Genomic DNA, 16,987 nt, shown 5'->3' with positions numbered 1-16,987 from the left:
TCTGCGTCAACCGGCCTGCACGTCCTGCGAAACGTCGGCCGGCACCTCGGGCACTACTTCCTGCATCTCCGCCCATGCGTGTTCGGGGCCCAGATCCTCCCCTGCGTTCTGCGCCTTGCGGTTGCGGTGATAGGCCATGCCGGTACCCGCGGGAATCAGGCGGCCGACGATGACGTTTTCCTTCAATCCGCGCAGATCGTCGCGTTTGCCCATGATTGCCGCTTCGGTCAAAACACGCGTCGTTTCCTGGAAGGATGCCGCCGAGATGAACGAATCGGTGGACAGCGACGCCTTCGTGATACCCAGCAGGACATTCTGGTACTGCGCCGGCAGCTTGCCTTCGGCCTCGATGCGGTCGTTCTCATCGAGCACTTCCGAACGCTCCACCTGTTCCTCGCGGATGAAGCGCGAGTTGCCGGCGTCGTTGATGACCACCCGGCGCAGCATCTGGCGGACGATCACTTCGATGTGCTTGTCGTTGATCTTCACACCCTGCAGGCGATAGACGTCCTGCACCTCATCGATGATGTAGCGCGCCAGCGCCTCGATTCCCTGCAGGCGCAGGATGTCGTGCGGGTCGGCCGGTCCGTCGACGATCAGCTCGCCCTTGTTGACGACCTGTCCGTCATGGACCATGACGTGCTTGTCCTTCGGGATCAGGAATTCGTGTGCCGTCCCGTCGGCTTCGGTGATCACGAGGCGCTGCTTGCCCTTCGTGTCCTTGCCGAATGACACCGTGCCAGTGTATTCCGCCAGCACGCCGGCGTCCTTCGGCGGGCGTGCTTCGAAGAGCTCGGCGACGCGTGGCAGACCGCCGGTGATGTCGCGGGTCTTCGCCGACTCCTGCGGAATCCGCGCCAGGATGTCGCCAACGCTCACTTCCTGGCCGTCCTTGACGGTGATCAGCGAGCCGACCTGGAACGTGATCGCCACCGAATGGTCGGTGCCGGCGATCTTGACTTCCTCGCCCCGCTCGTCGAGCAGCTTGACCTGCGGACGCACGCCTTTCGAAGACGCGCCGCTCGTGCGCCGCTTGCCGTCGATGACGACCAGCGTCGACAGACCGGTCACTTCGTCGATCTGCTTCGCGACGGTTGCCCCCTCTTCGACGTTCTCGAACTTCACGGTACCGGAGTATTCCGTGACGATCGGGCGGGTGTGCGGATCCCACGTCGCCAGCAGCACCCCGGCCTTGACCGGTGCACCGTCGTCGACCAGCAGCGTCGCGCCGTACGGCAGCTTGTGGCGCTCGCGCTCGCGGCCCATGTCGTCGGCAACGACGACCTCGGCCGAGCGCGCGATGATGATTTTCTCGCCCTTCGCGTTCGAGACGTAGCGCATGTTGCCGGCAAAGCGCACCGTACCGGCGGATTTCGACTCGACACCGCTCGCGGCAGCAGCTCGCGACGCCGCGCCACCGACGTGGAAAGTCCGCATCGTCAGCTGCGTACCCGGTTCGCCGATCGACTGGGCGGCGATGACACCGACCGCTTCGCCGACGTTCACTTGCGAACCGCGGCCCAGATCGCGACCGTAGCACTTGCCGCACAGGCCGTAGCGCGTTTCGCAGGTCAGTGCGGTACGCACCTTGACTTCGTCGATGCCGAGGCTCTCGATCAGGTCCACCGCATCCTCGCCGAGCAGCGACCCGGCTTCGATGACCGTCTCCTGGGACTCCGGATTCACGACGTCCTCGGCGCAAACGCGACCGAGGATCCGGTCGCGTAGCGGCTCGATGACTTCACCGCCTTCGATCAGCGCCTTCATCACGAAACCGTCACGCGTGCCGCAGTCGTCCTCGGTGACAACCAGATCCTGCGTCACGTCGACGAGGCGGCGCGTCAGGTAACCCGAGTTCGCGGTCTTCAGGGCAGTGTCGGCCAGGCCTTTACGCGCGCCGTGCGTCGAGATGAAGTACTGCAGGACGTTCAGGCCTTCGCGGAAGTTCGTCGTGATCGGCGTCTCGATGATCGAGCCGTCCGGCTTCGCCATCAGGCCGCGCATGCCGGCGAGCTGACGGATCTGCGCCGCCGAACCGCGTGCGCCCGAGTCCGCCATCATGTAGATCGAGTTGAAGGATTCCTGCTTCACGGTGTCGCCGTGACGATTGACGACGTCTTCCTGGCCGAGTTGGTCCATCATCGCCTTCGCGACCTGGTCACCGGCGCGACCCCAGATATCGACCACTTTGTTGTAACGCTCGCCGTCGGTCACCAGGCCCGACGTGTATTGACGCGCGATTTCCTTCACTTCCTGTTCGGCCGCGTGAATCAGCACGTCCTTCTGCCGCGGCACGAGCATGTCCTTGACCGCGATCGAGATACCGGCGCGCGTCGCCAGGCGGAAGCCGAACTGCATCAACTTGTCTGCGAAGACGACCGTTTCCTTCAGCCCGCAGCGGCGGAACGAGGCGTTGATCAGCCGCGAAATCTCCTTCTTCTTCAGCGCTTTGTCGAGCACGCTGAACGGCAGTCCCGGCGGCAGGATCTCCGACAGCATCGCGCGGCCGGCAGTCGTGTTGTAGCGGGTAATCTTGTCGCGGCGCTCGCCTTCGGCCGACACCTCGACTTCCTTCAGGCGCACCGACACGCGCGCGTGGAGCGACAGCTGCTTCGACTCGTACGCCCGCTTGAGCTCGCCGACATCGGAGAACGCCATGCCTTCGCCGGCGACGTTCACGCCTTCGCGCGTCGCATAATACAGGCCGAGCACGATGTCCTGCGACGGGACGATGATCGGCTCGCCGTTGGCGGGCGACAGCACGTTGTTCGACGCCAGCATCAGCGTGCGCGCTTCCATCTGCGCTTCGAGCGACAGCGGCACGTGGACGGCCATCTGGTCGCCGTCGAAGTCCGCGTTGAACGCGACGCAGACGAGCGGGTGCAGCTGGATCGCCTTGCCTTCGATCAGCACCGGCTCGAATGCCTGGATGCCGAGACGATGCAGCGTCGGTGCGCGGTTCAGCATCACCGGATGTTCACGGATGACTTCTTCCAGGATGTCCCAGACGACGGGTTCCTGGCTTTCGACCATCTTCTTCGCCTGCTTGATCGTCGTCGCCAGGCCCATCAGCTCGAGTTTGTTGAAGATGAACGGCTTGAAGAGCTCGAGCGCCATCAGCTTCGGCAGGCCGCACTGGTGCAGCTTGAGCTGCGGGCCGACGACGATGACTGAACGGCCCGAGTAGTCGACACGCTTGCCGAGCAGGTTCTGACGGAAACGGCCGCCCTTGCCCTTGATCATGTCGGCCAACGACTTCAACGGACGCTTGTTCGCGCCGGTCATCGCCTTGCCGCGACGGCCGTTGTCGAGCAGCGAGTCGACCGACTCCTGCAGCATGCGCTTCTCGTTGCGCACGATGATCTCGGGCGCCTTGAGTTCGAGCAGGCGCTTCAGCCGGTTGTTGCGGTTGATGACGCGGCGATAGAGGTCGTTGAGGTCCGACGTCGCGAAGCGGCCGCCGTCGAGCGGCACCAGCGGACGCAGGTCCGGCGGCAGCACCGGCAGCACTTCGAGAATCATCCACTCGGGCTTGATGCCCGACTGCATGAACGCCTCGAGCACTTTCAGGCGCTTCGAGAATTTCTTGATCTTCGCTTCGGAGCCGGTCGTCTCGAGGTCGCCGCGCAGCTTTTCGATCTCGAGCTTGACGTCGAGCGTGCGCAGCAGGCCGCGGATGCCTTCTGCACCCATCAGCGCGTCGAAGTCGTCACCGTACTCCTCGACTTTCGCGAGGTAGTCGTCTTCAGTCAGCAGCTGGCCGCGGTTGAGCGGCGTCATGCCCGGCTCGACGACGACGAAAGCTTCGAAGTACAGCACGCGCTCGATGTCGCGCAGCGTCATGTCCAGCACCATGCCAAGACGGCTCGGCAGGCTCTTCAGGAACCAGATGTGCGCAGTCGGGCTCGCGAGCTCGATATGCGCCATGCGCTCGCGGCGCACTTTCGACAGCGTCACCTCGACGCCGCACTTCTCGCAGATCACGCCGCGGTGCTTGAGGCGCTTGTACTTGCCGCACAGGCACTCGTAGTCCTTGACCGGCCCGAAGATCTTCGCGCAGAACAGGCCGTCGCGCTCGGGCTTGAACGTGCGGTAGTTGATCGTCTCGGGTTTTTTGACTTCACCGTACGACCACGAACGGATCTTGTCCGGCGACGCGAGGCCGATCGTGATCGCGTCGAACTGGTCTTCGTTCGGCAGGGTTTGCTTGAACAGGTCAGCGAGCAGGCTTTTCATATATCACTCCGTCCGGGGCTGGAGAGCGCCCGGTTCAGTACGTGTCCAGATCGATGTCGATCGCGAGCGAGCGGATTTCCTTCACCAGCACGTTGAAGGATTCGGGCATGCCCGCATCGATCTTGTGTTCGCCCTTGACGATGCTTTCGTACACCTTCGTCCGGCCGGTGACGTCGTCGGACTTCACAGTCAGCATTTCCTGCAGCGTGTAGGCGGCGCCGTACGCTTCGAGCGCCCACACTTCCATTTCCCCGAACCGCTGGCCACCGAACTGCGCCTTGCCGCCGAGCGGCTGCTGTGTGACGAGCGAGTACGGCCCGGTCGAGCGCGCGTGCATCTTGTCGTCGACAAGGTGATGCAGCTTCAACACGTGCTTGTAGCCGACCGTCACCTGGCGGTCGAACGCATCGCCGGTACGCCCGTCATACAGCGTGACCTGGCCACCTGGCTGCAGACCGGCGAGCTCGAACATCGCCTCGATCTCTTCTTCCTTGGCTCCGTCGAACACCGGCGTCGCGAACGGCACGCCTTTCGAGAGGTTCGAGGCCAGCTCGATGACTTCATCGTCCTTCAGCGACCCCATGTCCTCCGGGCGGCCGTTGTCGTTGTAGATGTGCTCGAGTAGCTCGCGCACCTCCGCGGCAGCTGCGTTCGCCCGCAGCATCGTACCGATCTTGTTGCCGAGCGCTTTCGATGCCCAGCCCAGATGGGTTTCGAGGATCTGGCCGATGTTCATCCGCGATGGCACGCCGAGCGGATTGAGCACGATGTCGACCGGCGTGCCGTCCGCCATGTGCGGCATGTCCTCGATCGGTACGATCCGCGACACCACGCCCTTGTTCCCGTGCCGACCGGCCATCTTGTCGCCCGGCTGCAGGCGGCGCTTCACCGCCAGATAGACCTTGACCATCTTCTGCACGCCCGGCGGCAGTTCGTCGCCCTGCGTGAGCTTCTTTTTCTTGATCTCGAACGCCTGGTCGAAGTCCTTGCGCGTCTTCTCCAGACCCTCGCGGATCGCTTCGAGCTGCGCCGCGAGCTCCTCGTCGGCCATGCGGATGTCGAACCAGTGGTAGAACTCGAGCGAATCGAGATACTCGCCGGTGATCGCCGTCCCCTTGAGGAGCTTCTTCGGCCCGCCGTTGGCTTTCTGGCCGACGATCAGGCGGCGGATCCGCGCGAACGCGTCGCGCTCGACGATGCGCATCTGGTCGGCGAGGTCGGTCTTGAAGCTGCGCAGCATGTCGTCGATGATGCTCTGCGCGCGCTTGTCGCGTTCGATCCCTTCACGCGTGAACACCTGCACGTCGATGACCGTGCCGTTCATGCCCGACGACACGCGCAGCGACGTGTCCTTCACGTCGGAGGCCTTCTCGCCGAAGATCGCGCGCAGCAGCTTTTCTTCCGGCGTCAGCTGGGTCTCGCCTTTCGGCGTGACCTTGCCGACGAGCACGTCGCCGGCGTCGACTTCCGCGCCGATATAGACGATGCCCGATTCGTCGAGGCGCGACAGCTGCGCTTCGCCGAGGGACGCGATGTCGCGAGTGATTTCCTCGGGCCCGAGCTTGGTGTCGCGCGCGACGACCGTGAGCTCCTCGATATGGATCGACGTGAAGCGGTCTTCGGCGACGACGCGCTCCGAGATCAGGATCGAGTCCTCGAAGTTGTAGCCGTTCCACGGCATGAACGCGACCAGCATGTTCTGGCCCAGCGCGAGCTCGCCGAGGTCCGTCGACGCGCCGTCGGCGATGACGTCGCCCTTGCCGATGTGATCGCCGACCTTGACCACTGGACGCTGATTGATGTTCGTGTTCTGGTTCGAGCGCGTGTACTTGATCATGTTGTAGATGTCGACGCCGACTTCGCCCGCGAGAGTTTCGTCGTCGTTGACCCGCACCACGATCCGGTTCGCATCGACATAGTCAACGATGCCACCGCGCATCGCCTGCACCGCAGTACCGGAGTCGACCGCGACGGTGCGCTCGATGCCGGTGCCGACGAGCGGCTTCTCGGGTCGCAGGCAAGGCACCGCCTGCCGCTGCATGTTTGCGCCCATCAACGCGCGGTTCGCGTCGTCGTGCTCGAGGAACGGAATCAGGGATGCCGCGACCGACACGATCTGGCCCGGCGCGACGTCCATGTACTGCACCTGGTCGGCAGTCGACAGCGCGAACTCACCTTTGTGGCGGCACGACACGAGGTCGCCTTCCAGCATGCCGTCGGCGTCGATCTCGGCGTTCGCCTGCGCGATCACGTACTGGCCTTCCTCGATCGCCGACAGGAAGTCGATCTGGTCGGTGACTTTGCTATCGACGACCTTGCGATACGGCGTTTCGAGAAAACCGTGGCGGTTCGTCTGCGCATACACGGCGAGCGAGTTGATCAGGCCGATGTTCGGACCTTCCGGCGTCTCGATCGGGCACACGCGGCCGTAGTGCGTCGGATGCACGTCGCGGACTTCGAAGCCAGCGCGTTCGCGCGTCAGGCCGCCCGGGCCGAGGGCCGAGACGCGACGCTTGTGCGTGATCTCGGACAACGGGTTGGTCTGGTCCATGAACTGCGACAGCTGGCTCGAGCCGAAGAACTCCTTGATCGCGGCCGAGATCGGCTTCGCGTTGATCAGGTCGTGCGGCATCAGGTTGTCGGACTCGGCCTGGCTCAACCGCTCCTTGACGGCGCGCTCGACGCGCACCAGACCGGCGCGGAACTGGTTTTCCGCAAGCTCGCCGACCGAACGCACACGACGGTTACCAAGGTGGTCGATGTCGTCGATCTCGCCGCGGCCGTTGCGCAATTCGACGAGCACGCCGATGACGGCGAGAATGTCTTCGTTCGACAGCGTCGCCGGCCCTTCCTCGCCACGCGGACCGACGGTCTCGTAGAAGCGCTTCAGCCAGCTCGGCGCTTTGTCCTCGATCTTCTCGGGATAGGCGCGGCGATTGAACTTCATGCGGCCCACGGACGACAGGTCGTAACGTTCCTCGGAATAGAACAGACCCTGGAACAGGGCTTCGACGGCGTCTTCCGTCGGCGGTTCGCCGGGGCGCATCATGCGATAGATCGCGACGCGCGCCGCCCACTGGTCAGCGGTCTCGTCGATGCGCAGCGTCTGGGAGATGTACGCCCCGCGATCGAGATCGTTGACGTAGAGCGTCTCGAGGTCCTTGACGCCCGCGTCGCGCAGCTTGTCGAGCAAGTCTTCGGTGATCTCGTCGTTCGCCCGCGCGACGATTTCGCCGGTTTCGGCGTCGACGATGTTGCGCGCGATGATGCGCCCGAGCAGGAACTCGTCGGGAACGGAAATCATCTTCACGCCCGCCTGGTCGAGCTCGCGGATGTGCTTGGCAGTGATGCGCTTGTCGCGCGCGACGATCACGTTGCCGGCGCCGTCGGTGATGTCGAACTTCGCCACATCGCCGCGCAGGCGATCGGGCACCAGTTCGAACGCCGCCTCGTTGCCCCTGAGGTGGAACGCGTCGAAGTCATGGAAGGTCGCGAGGATTTCCTCCGGCCCCATGCCGATCGCGCGCAGCAGGATCGTCGCCGGCATCTTGCGGCGGCGGTCGACGCGGAAGTACAGCGCATCCTTCGGATCGAACTCGAAATCGAGCCACGAACCGCGATACGGGATGATGCGCGCCGAGAACAGCAGCTTGCCCGACGAGTGCGTCTTGCCGCGGTCGTGCTCGAAGAACACGCCGGGCGAGCGGTGCAGCTGCGAGACGATGACACGCTCCGTCCCGTTGATGACGAACGACCCGGTGGTGGTCATGAGCGGGATCTCGCCCATGTACACTTCCTGCTCCTTGACCTCCTTGACCGTCTCCTTCGGCGCATCGCGATCGAGAATCACCAGCCGCACGCGCGCGCGCAACGGCGACGCAAAAGTCAGTCCGCGCTGCTGGCACTCCTTGACGTCGAAAGCAGGTTCGCCGAGCATGTACTGTACGAATTCCAGCCGCGCGTTGCCGCTGTGGCTGGAAATCGGAAAGATCGACGTGAACGCGGCCTGCAGGCCATGGTTCAGGCGCGACGGAGGAGGCGTATCGGCCTGCAGGAAAGAGGCGAACGATTCGATCTGGGTTGCGAGCAGGAAAGGTACGTTCAACACTGCCGCGCGCTTGGCGAAGCTCTTGCGGATACGTTTCTTTTCGGTGTAGGAATACGCCATGGATGCTCCGGGTAGAGGTCGGACGTCAAAGAGACAGAACGCAGCGCCCCGTGGGGTGCGGATCGGGCGGGAGGCGTGTAGACACCTGCGCTCGCACTGGGTTCTGGCTTCTTGGCGTTACAAAGCACGAAAGGGCTGGCGCTCCGGAGAACGCCAGCCCCGAAAAACAAACGGGTATTACTTGATCTCGACCTTGGCGCCGGCGTCTTCCAGCTGCTTCTTGATCGCTTCGGCGTCGGCCTTCGAGATGCCTTCCTTGACGGCCTTCGGCGCGCCGTCGACGAGGTCCTTCGCTTCCTTCAGGCCCAGGCCGGTGGCGGCACGGACGACCTTGATCGCCTCGACCTTCTTCTCGCCCGCGGCAAGCAGGATCACGTCGAACTCGGTCTTTTCCTCGACCGGGGCAGCGGCAGCGCCGGCACCCGGAGCGGCCACGGCCATCGAGGCAGCGGAAACGCCGAACTTCTCTTCGAACGCCTTGACCAGGTCGTTCAGTTCCATCACTGTCATCGAGCCGACGGCTTCGAGGATGTCTTCTTTGCTGATTGCCATTTCAAAACACTCCTAAATCGAAAACTATTCGGAAAACGCTCAGGCAGCCACTTCTTCCTCGCGTTTCTTCGCGAGGGCAGCCAGCGTGCAAGCGAAACCGGTCACCGGCGCCTGCATCACGCCCAACAGCCTGGCGAGCAACTCTTCGCGACTCGGGATCGATGCGAGCGCCTGCACGCCGGCCTTGTCGAGCGTATTGCCCGCATAGGAACCGGCTTTCAGCACCAGCTTGTCGTTACCCTTCGCAAAGTCGTTGAGCACCTTGGCTGCAGCGACCGGATCTTCCGAAATACCATAGATCAGCGGACCGACCAGCTGGTCCGACAGCCCGGCAAACGGCGTTTCGGCGATCGCGCGGCGTACCAGTGTGTTTTTCAACACACGCAGGTAAACGCCAGATTCGCGGGCCTTGGCACGCAGCCCGGTGAGATCGCCCACCGCTATGCCGCGATACTCGGCCACCGCGATGGTCTGTGCGTTGGCCACTTGTGCCGACACCTCTGCCACTACGGCTTTCTTGTCATCGAGATTGAGACCCACAGGCCTTTCCTCCTTTCAAGTCCACACGCGAACCGCAAAACTGCGATTCGCACCCACGGCGACCTGGATCAGGAGCGCGGCCGAAAAATCAGCCAGAATCCTGTTCTGGGTACACCGTCTGCGCAGGCCATTGTCGAATGCTTAAGCGGTCACAGAGCGACCACACCTGCGGTCTTTGACGATTCGCCCCGGCACCGCAGCGCCGGGGCGACCCAAAGTTCTAGTTTCAGCCTTGTCAGGCGGCGTTGATGCTCGACGGCTCGACGCGAACGCCCGAACCCATCGTGCTCGACAGCGCCACCCGACGCAGGTAAATACCTTTCGACGCGGCCGGCTTGGCTTTCACGAGTGCATCGACCAACGCGCCGAGGTTCTGCTGCAGGGCTTCGGTGCTGAACGATGCCCGGCCGATCGTCGCGTGGATGATGCCGCCCTTGTCGGTGCGGTACTGCACCTGACCGGCTTTGGCGTTCTTCACCGCGGTCGTCACGTCCATCGTCACGGTTCCCACTTTCGGGTTCGGCATCAGCCCGCGCGGGCCGAGAATCTGGCCCAGCTGGCCGACGACGCGCATTGCGTCCGGCGTGGCGATGCACAGATCGAAATCGATGTTGCCGGCCTTGACCTGCTCGGCGAGATCTTCGAAACCGACCACGTCGGCTCCCGCTGCACGTGCCGCTTCAGCCTTGTCGCCCTGCGCGAAGACCGCGACGCGGACGCTCTTGCCGGTACCGGCGGGCAGCACGACGGAACCGCGCACCAGCTGGTCCGACTTGCGCGCATCGATGCCGAGGTTCACGGCGATGTCGATCGACTCGTCGAACTTGGCCGTCGCGCATTCCTTGACCAGCGCCAGTGCTTCGGTCACGGGATAAGTGCGGTTGCGGTCAACTTTGGTGCGCAGCGCCTGAACACGCTTGGAAAGCTTCGTCATGATTACAGCCCCTCCACGGTGATGCCCATGCTGCGGGCGGAACCGGCGATGGTGCGCACCGCGGCTTCCATGTCGGCAGCAGTCAGATCGGCCATCTTGGTCTTGGCGATTTCCTCGACCTGGGCGCGCGTGATCGAACCGACCTTGTCGGTGTGCGGCTTCGGCGAACCCTTCGTGATCTTCGCAGCCTTCTTGATCAGGATCGTCGCCGGCGGCGTCTTCATGATGAAGGTGAAGGACTTGTCGGCGAACGCCGTGATCACCACCGGAATCGGCAGACCGGGCTCGAGCCCCTGGGTCCGGGCGTTGAACGCCTTGCAGAATTCCATGATGTTCAGGCCGCGCTGACCGAGTGCGGGACCGATCGGGGGGCTGGGGTTGGCTTTACCAGCTGGCACCTGCAGCTTGATATAGCCGGTGATTTTCTTCGCCATTGCGGCTAGCTCCTGTCTTGAGTACAAACGCACCGGCCACGGCCGGCGCTCCTCGCTACGCCCGGTTCATCGGGCACGTCCGGGCCCGGAGGCCCGCCTGCGTCAGGTCTTTTCGACCTGACTGAAATCCAGTTCGACAGGCGTCGCACGACCGAAAATCGTCACGGACACCCGCAGCTTGCTCTTGTCGTAATTAACGTCTTCCACCGCGCCGTGGAAATCGGTGAACGGGCCTTCCTTGACGCGCACGACTTCGCCCAGTTCCCACAGCACTTTCGGGCGCGGTTTCTCCACGCCTTCCTGCATCTGCTGCATGATTTTCTCGACTTCCTTTTCGGAAATCGGGGACGGTTTGTTTGCCGTGCCGCCGACGAAACCGGTGACTTTTGGCGTCGACTTCACGAGGTGCCAGCTCTCGTCGTTCATTTCCATTTCGACGAGGACGTAGCCGGGGAAGAATTTCCGCTCGGAAATGCTCTTCTGGCCGCTCTTCATTTCGACGACTTCTTCGACCGGCACTAGAATCTGACCGAAAAAATCCTGCATTCCGGAGCGATTGATCCGATCCACCAAGGCGCGTTGGACGGACTTCTCGAAGCCCGAATAGGCATGTACCACGTACCAGCGCTTCGTCATGATTACTTCCACCCCAGGATCAGGTCGTACAGCACCCATTCCAGACTCTTATCCGTGACCCACAAAAAAACCGCCATCACGACAACGAAGGCGAACACCAGACCCGTGGTCTGCACCGTTTCCTTGCGCGACGGCCAGACGACTTTCTTGGTTTCGGTGATCGACTCGCGCGCGAACGCGACAAAACGCCGCCCCGGCTCGGACTGCCAGGCGACCGCCACGCCGGCAGCGACTCCGGCGAGAACCGACAGCACGCGGAGAACCAGCGCCTGCTCGGAAAGCAGGTAAAAGCCGACCACACCGGCCGCAATCAGCGCGAGAGCCAGCGCAACCTTCAACTTATCGGCCATCGAAATATGAATACCCGGAAAGGAGTGGCAGGGGCAGAGGGAATCGAACCCCCAACCTTCGGTTTTGGAGACCGACGCTCTGCCAATTGAGCTATGCCCCTGCAGCAGAGACTACGAGGCGTCTCTGTTCCGAGACGCCTTCCGATCAAGCAATCGCTATGAGGACAATATGCAATTACTCGATGATCTTGGCGACGACCCCGGCGCCGACGGTACGACCGCCTTCGCGGATCGCGAACCGCAGGCCTTCTTCCATCGCGATCGGCGCCATCAGCTTGACGGTGATCGACACGTTGTCGCCCGGCATGACCATCTCGGTGCCTTCGGGCAGCTCGATCGAACCGGTCACGTCGGTCGTGCGGAAGTAGAACTGCGGACGATAGTTGTTGAAGAACGGCGTGTGGCGCCCGCCTTCTTCCTTCGACAGCACGTACACTTCACCGGTGAAATGCGTGTGCGGCTTGATCGAACCGGGCTTGCACAGCACCTGGCCGCGCTCGACGTCCTCGCGCTTGGTGCCGCGCAGCAGCACGCCGACGTTGTCGCCCGCCTGGCCCTGGTCGAGCAGCTTGCGGAACATCTCGACGCCGGTGCAGGTGGTCTTGACCGTCGCCTTGATGCCGACGATCTCGACTTCCTCGCCGACCTTGACGATGCCGCGCTCGACGCGGCCGGTCACCACCGTGCCGCGGCCCGAGATCGAGAACACGTCTTCGATCGGCAGCAGGAACGGGCGGTCGATCGCGCGCTCCGGAGTCGGGATGTAGCTGTCGAGCGCTTCGGCCAGGCGGAAGATCGCCGGCTCGCCGATGTCGCTCTGGTCGCCTTCGAGCGCCTTGAGCGCCGAGCCCTTGATGATCGGCACATCGTCGCCCGGGAAGTCGTACTTCGACAGCAGCTCGCGCACTTCCATCTCGACGAGCTCCAAGAGCTCTTCGTCGTCGACCATGTCGCACTTGTTCAGGAACACGATGATGTACGGCACGCCGACCTGGCGCGCGAGCAGGATGTGCTCGCGCGTCTGCGGCATCGGGCCGTCGGCAGCCGAGCACACCAGGATCGCGCCGTCCATCTGCGCGGCACCGGTGATCATGTTCTTCACGTAGTCGGCGTGACCCGGGCAGTCGACGTGCGCGTAGTGACGGTTGGCCGTCTCGTACTCGACGTGAGCGGTGTTGATCGTGATGCCGCGCGCTTTCTCTTCGGGCGCCGCGTCGATCTGGTCGTAGGCTTTCGCCTCGCCGCCGAACTTCTTCGACAGGATCGTCGTGATCGCCGCCGTCAGGGTGGTCTTGCCGTGGTCGACGTGACCGATCGTCCCGACGTTTACGTGCGGTTTCGTCCGCTCAAACTTGCCTTTCGCCATGCCGCCACCTCATATTCAGAATCAGAAAAACCGGACCGATCGACTGCTACGCCAGGCCGGCAGAAAAGCTGTGGTGCCCATGACGTGGATTGAACACGTGACCTCTCCCTTACCAAGGGAGTGCTCTACCACTGAGCTACATGGGCTCCGATAAACAACTCACCGCCGAACCTGGAGCGGGTGAAGGGAATCGAACCCTCGTCATAAGCTTGGAAGGCTTCTGCTCTACCATTGAGCTACACCCGCATACAACGCAGACGAACCGCATTACACCCGATGCCAGTCATCAGACCGAACTGAAGCCGGCAACAAAACTTGCTGGTGGAGGGGGAAGGATTCGAACCTTCGAAGGCAGTGCCGTCAGATTTACAGTCTGATCCCTTTGACCGCTCGGGAACCCCTCCAAGCGAAGCGCTGGACTATAGAGGGCCAAACGGCCTCTGTCAAATATTTTTCGAGAATCAGTTCAGCGCGCGATCTGCGCGAGCGGCATCTCGGTCGTGTTCTTGATCGACTGGAGCACGAACGAGGATTTCACGTTCGCGATGCCGTCGAGCTTGAGCAGGCGGTCCATCAGAAAACGCGAAAAATGCTCCAGATCCTCGGCAACGACGTGCAGCAGGTAATCCATCTCGCCGGTCAGTGCGAAGCACGACAGCACTTCGGGCGCGGACTGCACGGCAGCATGAAACGCATGCATCGGCGTGTCGCGCCGTTTCTCGAGCGTCACCGTGACGAAGGCCTGCAGGCCCAGCCCGAGGCGCCGTGAGTCGAGCAGCGCGGCATAGCCGCGGATCACACCCGACTGCTCGAGCTGGCGCACGCGCCGCAGGCACGGCGACGGCGACAGCGCTACCTGTTGCGCCAGGTCGGCGTTCGAAAGGCGCCCGTCGCGCTGCAGCAGCTCGAGAATGCGCAGGTCGGTCCGGTCGATCGATTCGTTCATGACTGCTCCGCGCCGCGTCCCGGCTTTGAAATGGAGCGAATGATCGCGCAGATTGGACAGATCCGTCACGGAAGCAATAATTGCATGCGGCACGAGCCGCACGATCACGAGGAGAGCTGCATGAACCTGCCCCACGCTCCGGCCGCCCGCCAGCCGTTGCCCGCCGCATTCGCCGGCGAGCTCGGCGCGCGTTTCGGTACGCGTTTTTCGACCGCCGACGCGGTGCGCGCGCATCACGGCCACGACGAATCGCATTTCCCGGACATGCTGCCCGATGCCGTCGTCTGGCCTCATGACACGGCCGAAGTCGTTGCGATCGTCGACGCCTGCCGCAGACATCGCGTGCCGATCGTTCCGTTCGGCGCCGGCAGCTCGCTCGAGGGACACATCCTGCCGCTTCATGGCGGCATCAGCGTCGATTTCTCCGAAATGAACAAGGTACTCGCAGTACATGGCGAAGACATGGACGCGGTCGTTCAGCCGGGAATCACGCGCAAGCAGCTCAACGCCGCGCTGCACGGCAGCGGACTCTTCTTTCCGGTCGATCCGGGAGCGGACGCGAGCCTCGGCGGGATGGCCGCGACGCGGGCGTCGGGAACCAATGCGGTGCGCTACGGGACGATGCGCGACAACGTTCTCGGCATGGAGGTGGTGCTTGCCGACGGGCGCGTCATACGCACCGGCGGACGCGCGCGAAAATCGTCGTCCGGCTACGACCTGACGCGCCTGATGATCGGCTCCGAAGGCACGCTCGGGCTGATCACCGAACTGATCGTGCGGCTGCATCCGCTGCCCGAGGCGGTGTCGGCAGCGGTTTGCGCGTTTCCGGACGTCGGCAGCGCGGTGCGCACCGTGATCCAGACGATCCAGCTCGGCGTGCCGGTCGCCCGCATCGAACTGCTCGACGAACTGACGGTGCAGGCGATCAACCGCTACAGCAAGACGACGCTGCGCGAGTCGCCGATGCTGTTCTTCGAGTTCCACGGATCAAAGGCGAGCGTCGAGGAGCAGGCGCAGATGGTCCAGGAAATCGCCCGTGACAACGGCGGCCAGGATTTCGACTGGGCGACGCATCCGGAGGACCGCACCCGACTGTGGGCGGCGCGCCACGACGTCTATTTCTCGTGCATCGCGCTGCGCCCGGGCTGCCGTGGGCTGACGACCGACGTGTGCGTGCCGATCTCGCGGCTCGCCGACTGCATCGCCGGCGCACGCGAGGATATCGCCGCGAGCGGGCTGATCGCGCCGATCGTCGGCCACGTCGGGGATGGCAACTTTCATACCGTCGTCCTCGTCGACCCGGACGACGACGCGGAGATCCTGCGCGCCGAGGCGCTCAACCGCAGGATCGTCGAGCGCGCGCTGGCGATGGGCGGCACGTGCACCGGCGAGCACGGCATCGGCTTCGGCAAGCAGGATTTCCTCGTCGCCGAACATGGCCGCGACGCGGTCGATGCGATGCGCGCACTCAAGCGGGCCCTCGACCCGGACGGCCTGCTGAACCCGGGGAAAATCGTGCCCGCCGGATAAAGCAAGGCTCCTGCGAAGCGATTCGTCGGCGACCACCCGGTTATCATCGGCGGCTCCGCCACAGCCGCCGACTCATGCCTGCTGCCCTGAAGGCCCTGCTTGCTCAGCTCGCCGGCTGCGTCATCGCGGGCGCGAACTACAGTCGCGGTCCGTGGCGGGCGATGACGATCAGTGCCTGCGCCCGGCTGCTGACGTGCAATGCACGGAAGATCGCCGACATATGCACCTTGACGGTCCCTTCCGACAATCCGAGCAGATCGGCAATCTCGCGATTGGATTTTCCCTGCGCCAGCAATTCCATGACCCGCGTCTGCCCTGCAGTGAGCCCGAAACGCTCGCTGGCCGGCGCACCGGAGCGCTTCGCGCCGCCCTCTGGCTCACTGGGCGCATAGATGCCGCCTTCGAGCACGCATCTGACCGCGCTTCTCAGCACTTCGCCCGAACTCGCCTTCGACACGAAGCCAGAAGCTCCGCCTCTCATCGCGCGCCTGATCGTCGCCGAATCGTCGAGCGCCGACACGACGATCGCCGGCACGTCGGGAAAACGCCGTGCAAGCACCGCCAGCAGACCGAAACCGTTGAGGTCGGGCAACATCAGGTCGATCACCGCGAGGTCCCAGTCCGCACTTTCCTCGAGTTGGGCAAGTGCCTCTTCCGAGCCTTTCGCCTCGACGCATTCCACCCCTTCTCCGAGTCGGGCAAGAGTATGCGCCAGCGCCTCGCGCACGAGCGCATGGTCTTCGACGATGAGTATTCGGGTCACTGCTTGCTCCGGAGGCGGCGGCAACAGGCGGAAAGCATAGCACGCGCAGATGTAACGAAACGTTTTGCACGACCCGGCGCGGGACGACTGCGGGCCGCAGCACTGTGGGATGCGGGAACAGCGAATTACGGCACGATCGCCGGAGGCCGCGTTATGGCATCACCCCGGCCGGCAGGGGGAAACCGCGATGGCGGCCCCCGTCCGTCCAGGCTCGAGGCATGGCGTCATAGGCCGCGGCATGCTATGACGAATCCGCAAAGACCAGCCGCGAGTGATTCCTCATGCATAAGACGCATCCCGCGACGACGAAATTCACCGACCTTCCCGGCGGCAACAAAAATCCGGCCCGCATGCCCCCCGAGGAAGGCACGAGAGGATTTTTCGGGCACCATCTCGCCCCGCTTCCGTTCTCCGTCCGGATGCAGCCGTCGAGATCGACGGCTGCATCCGGAACCCGGCGCGGGGCAGCGCCTTACTTCAACCACTCGACCGCGTCCAGGCGGCGTACCTGAGTTTCGACCCGATACCGATC

General features: G+C 63.6%; 12 protein-coding genes and 4 tRNA genes. 1 reads left to right on the top strand and 15 read right to left on the bottom strand.

Features of this window, described 5'->3' with window-relative positions; genetic code table 11:
* Positions 1-6: 6 nt before the first annotated feature.
* From rpoC to EBN1_RS10620, 14 genes are all read right to left on the bottom strand, one after another.
* Complete coding sequence (rpoC, locus tag EBN1_RS10685; protein WP_011237967.1) at positions 7-4,236, bottom strand: DNA-directed RNA polymerase subunit beta'; 4,230 nt, start codon at positions 4,234-4,236, stop codon at positions 7-9.
* A 34-nt stretch (positions 4,237-4,270) separates the two neighbouring features.
* Positions 4,271-8,404, bottom strand: coding sequence for a DNA-directed RNA polymerase subunit beta (gene rpoB, locus EBN1_RS10680; RefSeq protein WP_011237966.1), 4,134 nt, complete (start codon positions 8,402-8,404; stop codon positions 4,271-4,273).
* A 177-nt stretch (positions 8,405-8,581) separates the two neighbouring features.
* Positions 8,582-8,956 carry a 50S ribosomal protein L7/L12 gene (gene rplL, locus EBN1_RS10675; protein WP_011237965.1) on the bottom strand — a complete coding sequence of 125 codons (375 nt, stop codon included), beginning with the start codon at positions 8,954-8,956 and terminating at the stop codon, positions 8,582-8,584.
* Positions 8,957-8,995: 39 nt separating this feature from the next.
* Entirely contained in the window at positions 8,996-9,496 is a 501-nt protein-coding gene (gene rplJ / locus EBN1_RS10670; RefSeq protein ID WP_011237964.1) for a 50S ribosomal protein L10, read from the bottom strand.
* A 235-nt stretch (positions 9,497-9,731) separates the two neighbouring features.
* Entirely contained in the window at positions 9,732-10,430 is a 699-nt protein-coding gene (rplA, locus tag EBN1_RS10665) for a 50S ribosomal protein L1 (RefSeq protein WP_011237963.1), read from the bottom strand.
* Positions 10,431-10,432: 2 nt separating this feature from the next.
* Positions 10,433-10,864: a 50S ribosomal protein L11 gene (rplK, locus tag EBN1_RS10660; protein WP_011237962.1), complete on the bottom strand. Its 432-nt coding sequence runs from the start codon at positions 10,862-10,864 to the stop codon at positions 10,433-10,435.
* A gap of 102 nt (positions 10,865-10,966) precedes the next feature.
* The gene (nusG, locus tag EBN1_RS10655) at positions 10,967-11,500 is read right to left on the bottom strand and encodes a transcription termination/antitermination protein NusG (RefSeq protein WP_011237961.1); all 534 of its coding nucleotides are present in this window, start codon (positions 11,498-11,500) and stop codon (positions 10,967-10,969) included.
* Between the two features lie 2 nt (positions 11,501-11,502).
* A complete protein-coding gene (secE, locus tag EBN1_RS10650; protein WP_011237960.1) occupies positions 11,503-11,850 on the bottom strand; it encodes a preprotein translocase subunit SecE in 348 nt (115 codons plus the stop codon).
* Between the two features lie 25 nt (positions 11,851-11,875).
* Positions 11,876-11,951: transfer RNA gene (locus EBN1_RS10645), tRNA-Trp, on the bottom strand.
* 74 nt (positions 11,952-12,025) lie between these two features.
* Complete coding sequence (gene tuf / locus EBN1_RS10640; RefSeq protein ID WP_011237959.1) at positions 12,026-13,216, bottom strand: elongation factor Tu; 1,191 nt, start codon at positions 13,214-13,216, stop codon at positions 12,026-12,028.
* Between the two features lie 71 nt (positions 13,217-13,287).
* Positions 13,288-13,362: transfer RNA gene (locus EBN1_RS10635), tRNA-Thr, on the bottom strand.
* Positions 13,363-13,388: 26 nt separating this feature from the next.
* Positions 13,389-13,462, bottom strand: a tRNA-Gly gene (locus EBN1_RS10630).
* Positions 13,463-13,535: 73 nt separating this feature from the next.
* Positions 13,536-13,620, bottom strand: a tRNA-Tyr gene (locus EBN1_RS10625).
* 62 nt (positions 13,621-13,682) lie between these two features.
* Complete coding sequence (locus tag EBN1_RS10620; RefSeq protein ID WP_011237958.1) at positions 13,683-14,162, bottom strand: Lrp/AsnC family transcriptional regulator; 480 nt, start codon at positions 14,160-14,162, stop codon at positions 13,683-13,685.
* Between the two features lie 120 nt (positions 14,163-14,282).
* Here EBN1_RS10620 and EBN1_RS10615 point away from each other — a divergent pair, with 120 nt between their 5' ends.
* Positions 14,283-15,692 (top strand): FAD-binding oxidoreductase, encoded by a 1,410-nt coding sequence (locus EBN1_RS10615; RefSeq protein ID WP_011237957.1) that lies wholly within the window; start codon positions 14,283-14,285, stop codon positions 15,690-15,692.
* A gap of 136 nt (positions 15,693-15,828) precedes the next feature.
* On the opposite strand, the gene EBN1_RS10610 is transcribed toward EBN1_RS10615, so the two are convergent.
* Positions 15,829-16,455: a response regulator transcription factor gene (locus EBN1_RS10610; RefSeq protein WP_011237956.1), complete on the bottom strand. Its 627-nt coding sequence runs from the start codon at positions 16,453-16,455 to the stop codon at positions 15,829-15,831.
* Positions 16,456-16,987: the final 532 nt, after the last annotated feature.

Origin of the sequence: Aromatoleum aromaticum EbN1, assembly GCF_000025965.1 — a bacterium.
GTDB classification, from domain to species: Bacteria; Pseudomonadota; Gammaproteobacteria; order Burkholderiales; family Rhodocyclaceae; genus Aromatoleum; species Aromatoleum aromaticum.
This window is presented reverse-complemented; position numbering and strand designations above follow the sequence as displayed.

Bases quoted from the DNA above. Each gene is read 5' to 3' on its own strand.
- rplA (WP_011237963.1), bottom strand. From the start codon at position 10,430: ATGACGAAGCTTTCCAAGCGTGTTCAGGCGCTGCGCACCAAAGTTGAC.
- rplL (WP_011237965.1), bottom strand. From the start codon at position 8,956: ATGGCAATCAGCAAAGAAGACATCCTCGAAGCCGTCGGCTCGATGACA.
- rpoB (WP_011237966.1), bottom strand. From the start codon at position 8,404: ATGGCGTATTCCTACACCGAAAAGAAACGTATCCGCAAGAGCTTCGCC.
- rpoC (WP_011237967.1), bottom strand. From the start codon at position 4,236: ATGAAAAGCCTGCTCGCTGACCTGTTCAAGCAAACCCTGCCGAACGAA.
- tuf (WP_011237959.1), bottom strand. From the start codon at position 13,216: ATGGCGAAAGGCAAGTTTGAGCGGACGAAACCGCACGTAAACGTCGGG.
- nusG (WP_011237961.1), bottom strand. From the start codon at position 11,500: ATGACGAAGCGCTGGTACGTGGTACATGCCTATTCGGGCTTCGAGAAG.
- secE (WP_011237960.1), bottom strand. From the start codon at position 11,850: ATGGCCGATAAGTTGAAGGTTGCGCTGGCTCTCGCGCTGATTGCGGCC.
- EBN1_RS10615 (WP_011237957.1), top strand. From the start codon at position 14,283: ATGAACCTGCCCCACGCTCCGGCCGCCCGCCAGCCGTTGCCCGCCGCA.
- EBN1_RS10620 (WP_011237958.1), bottom strand. From the start codon at position 14,162: ATGAACGAATCGATCGACCGGACCGACCTGCGCATTCTCGAGCTGCTG.
- rplK (WP_011237962.1), bottom strand. From the start codon at position 10,864: ATGGCGAAGAAAATCACCGGCTATATCAAGCTGCAGGTGCCAGCTGGT.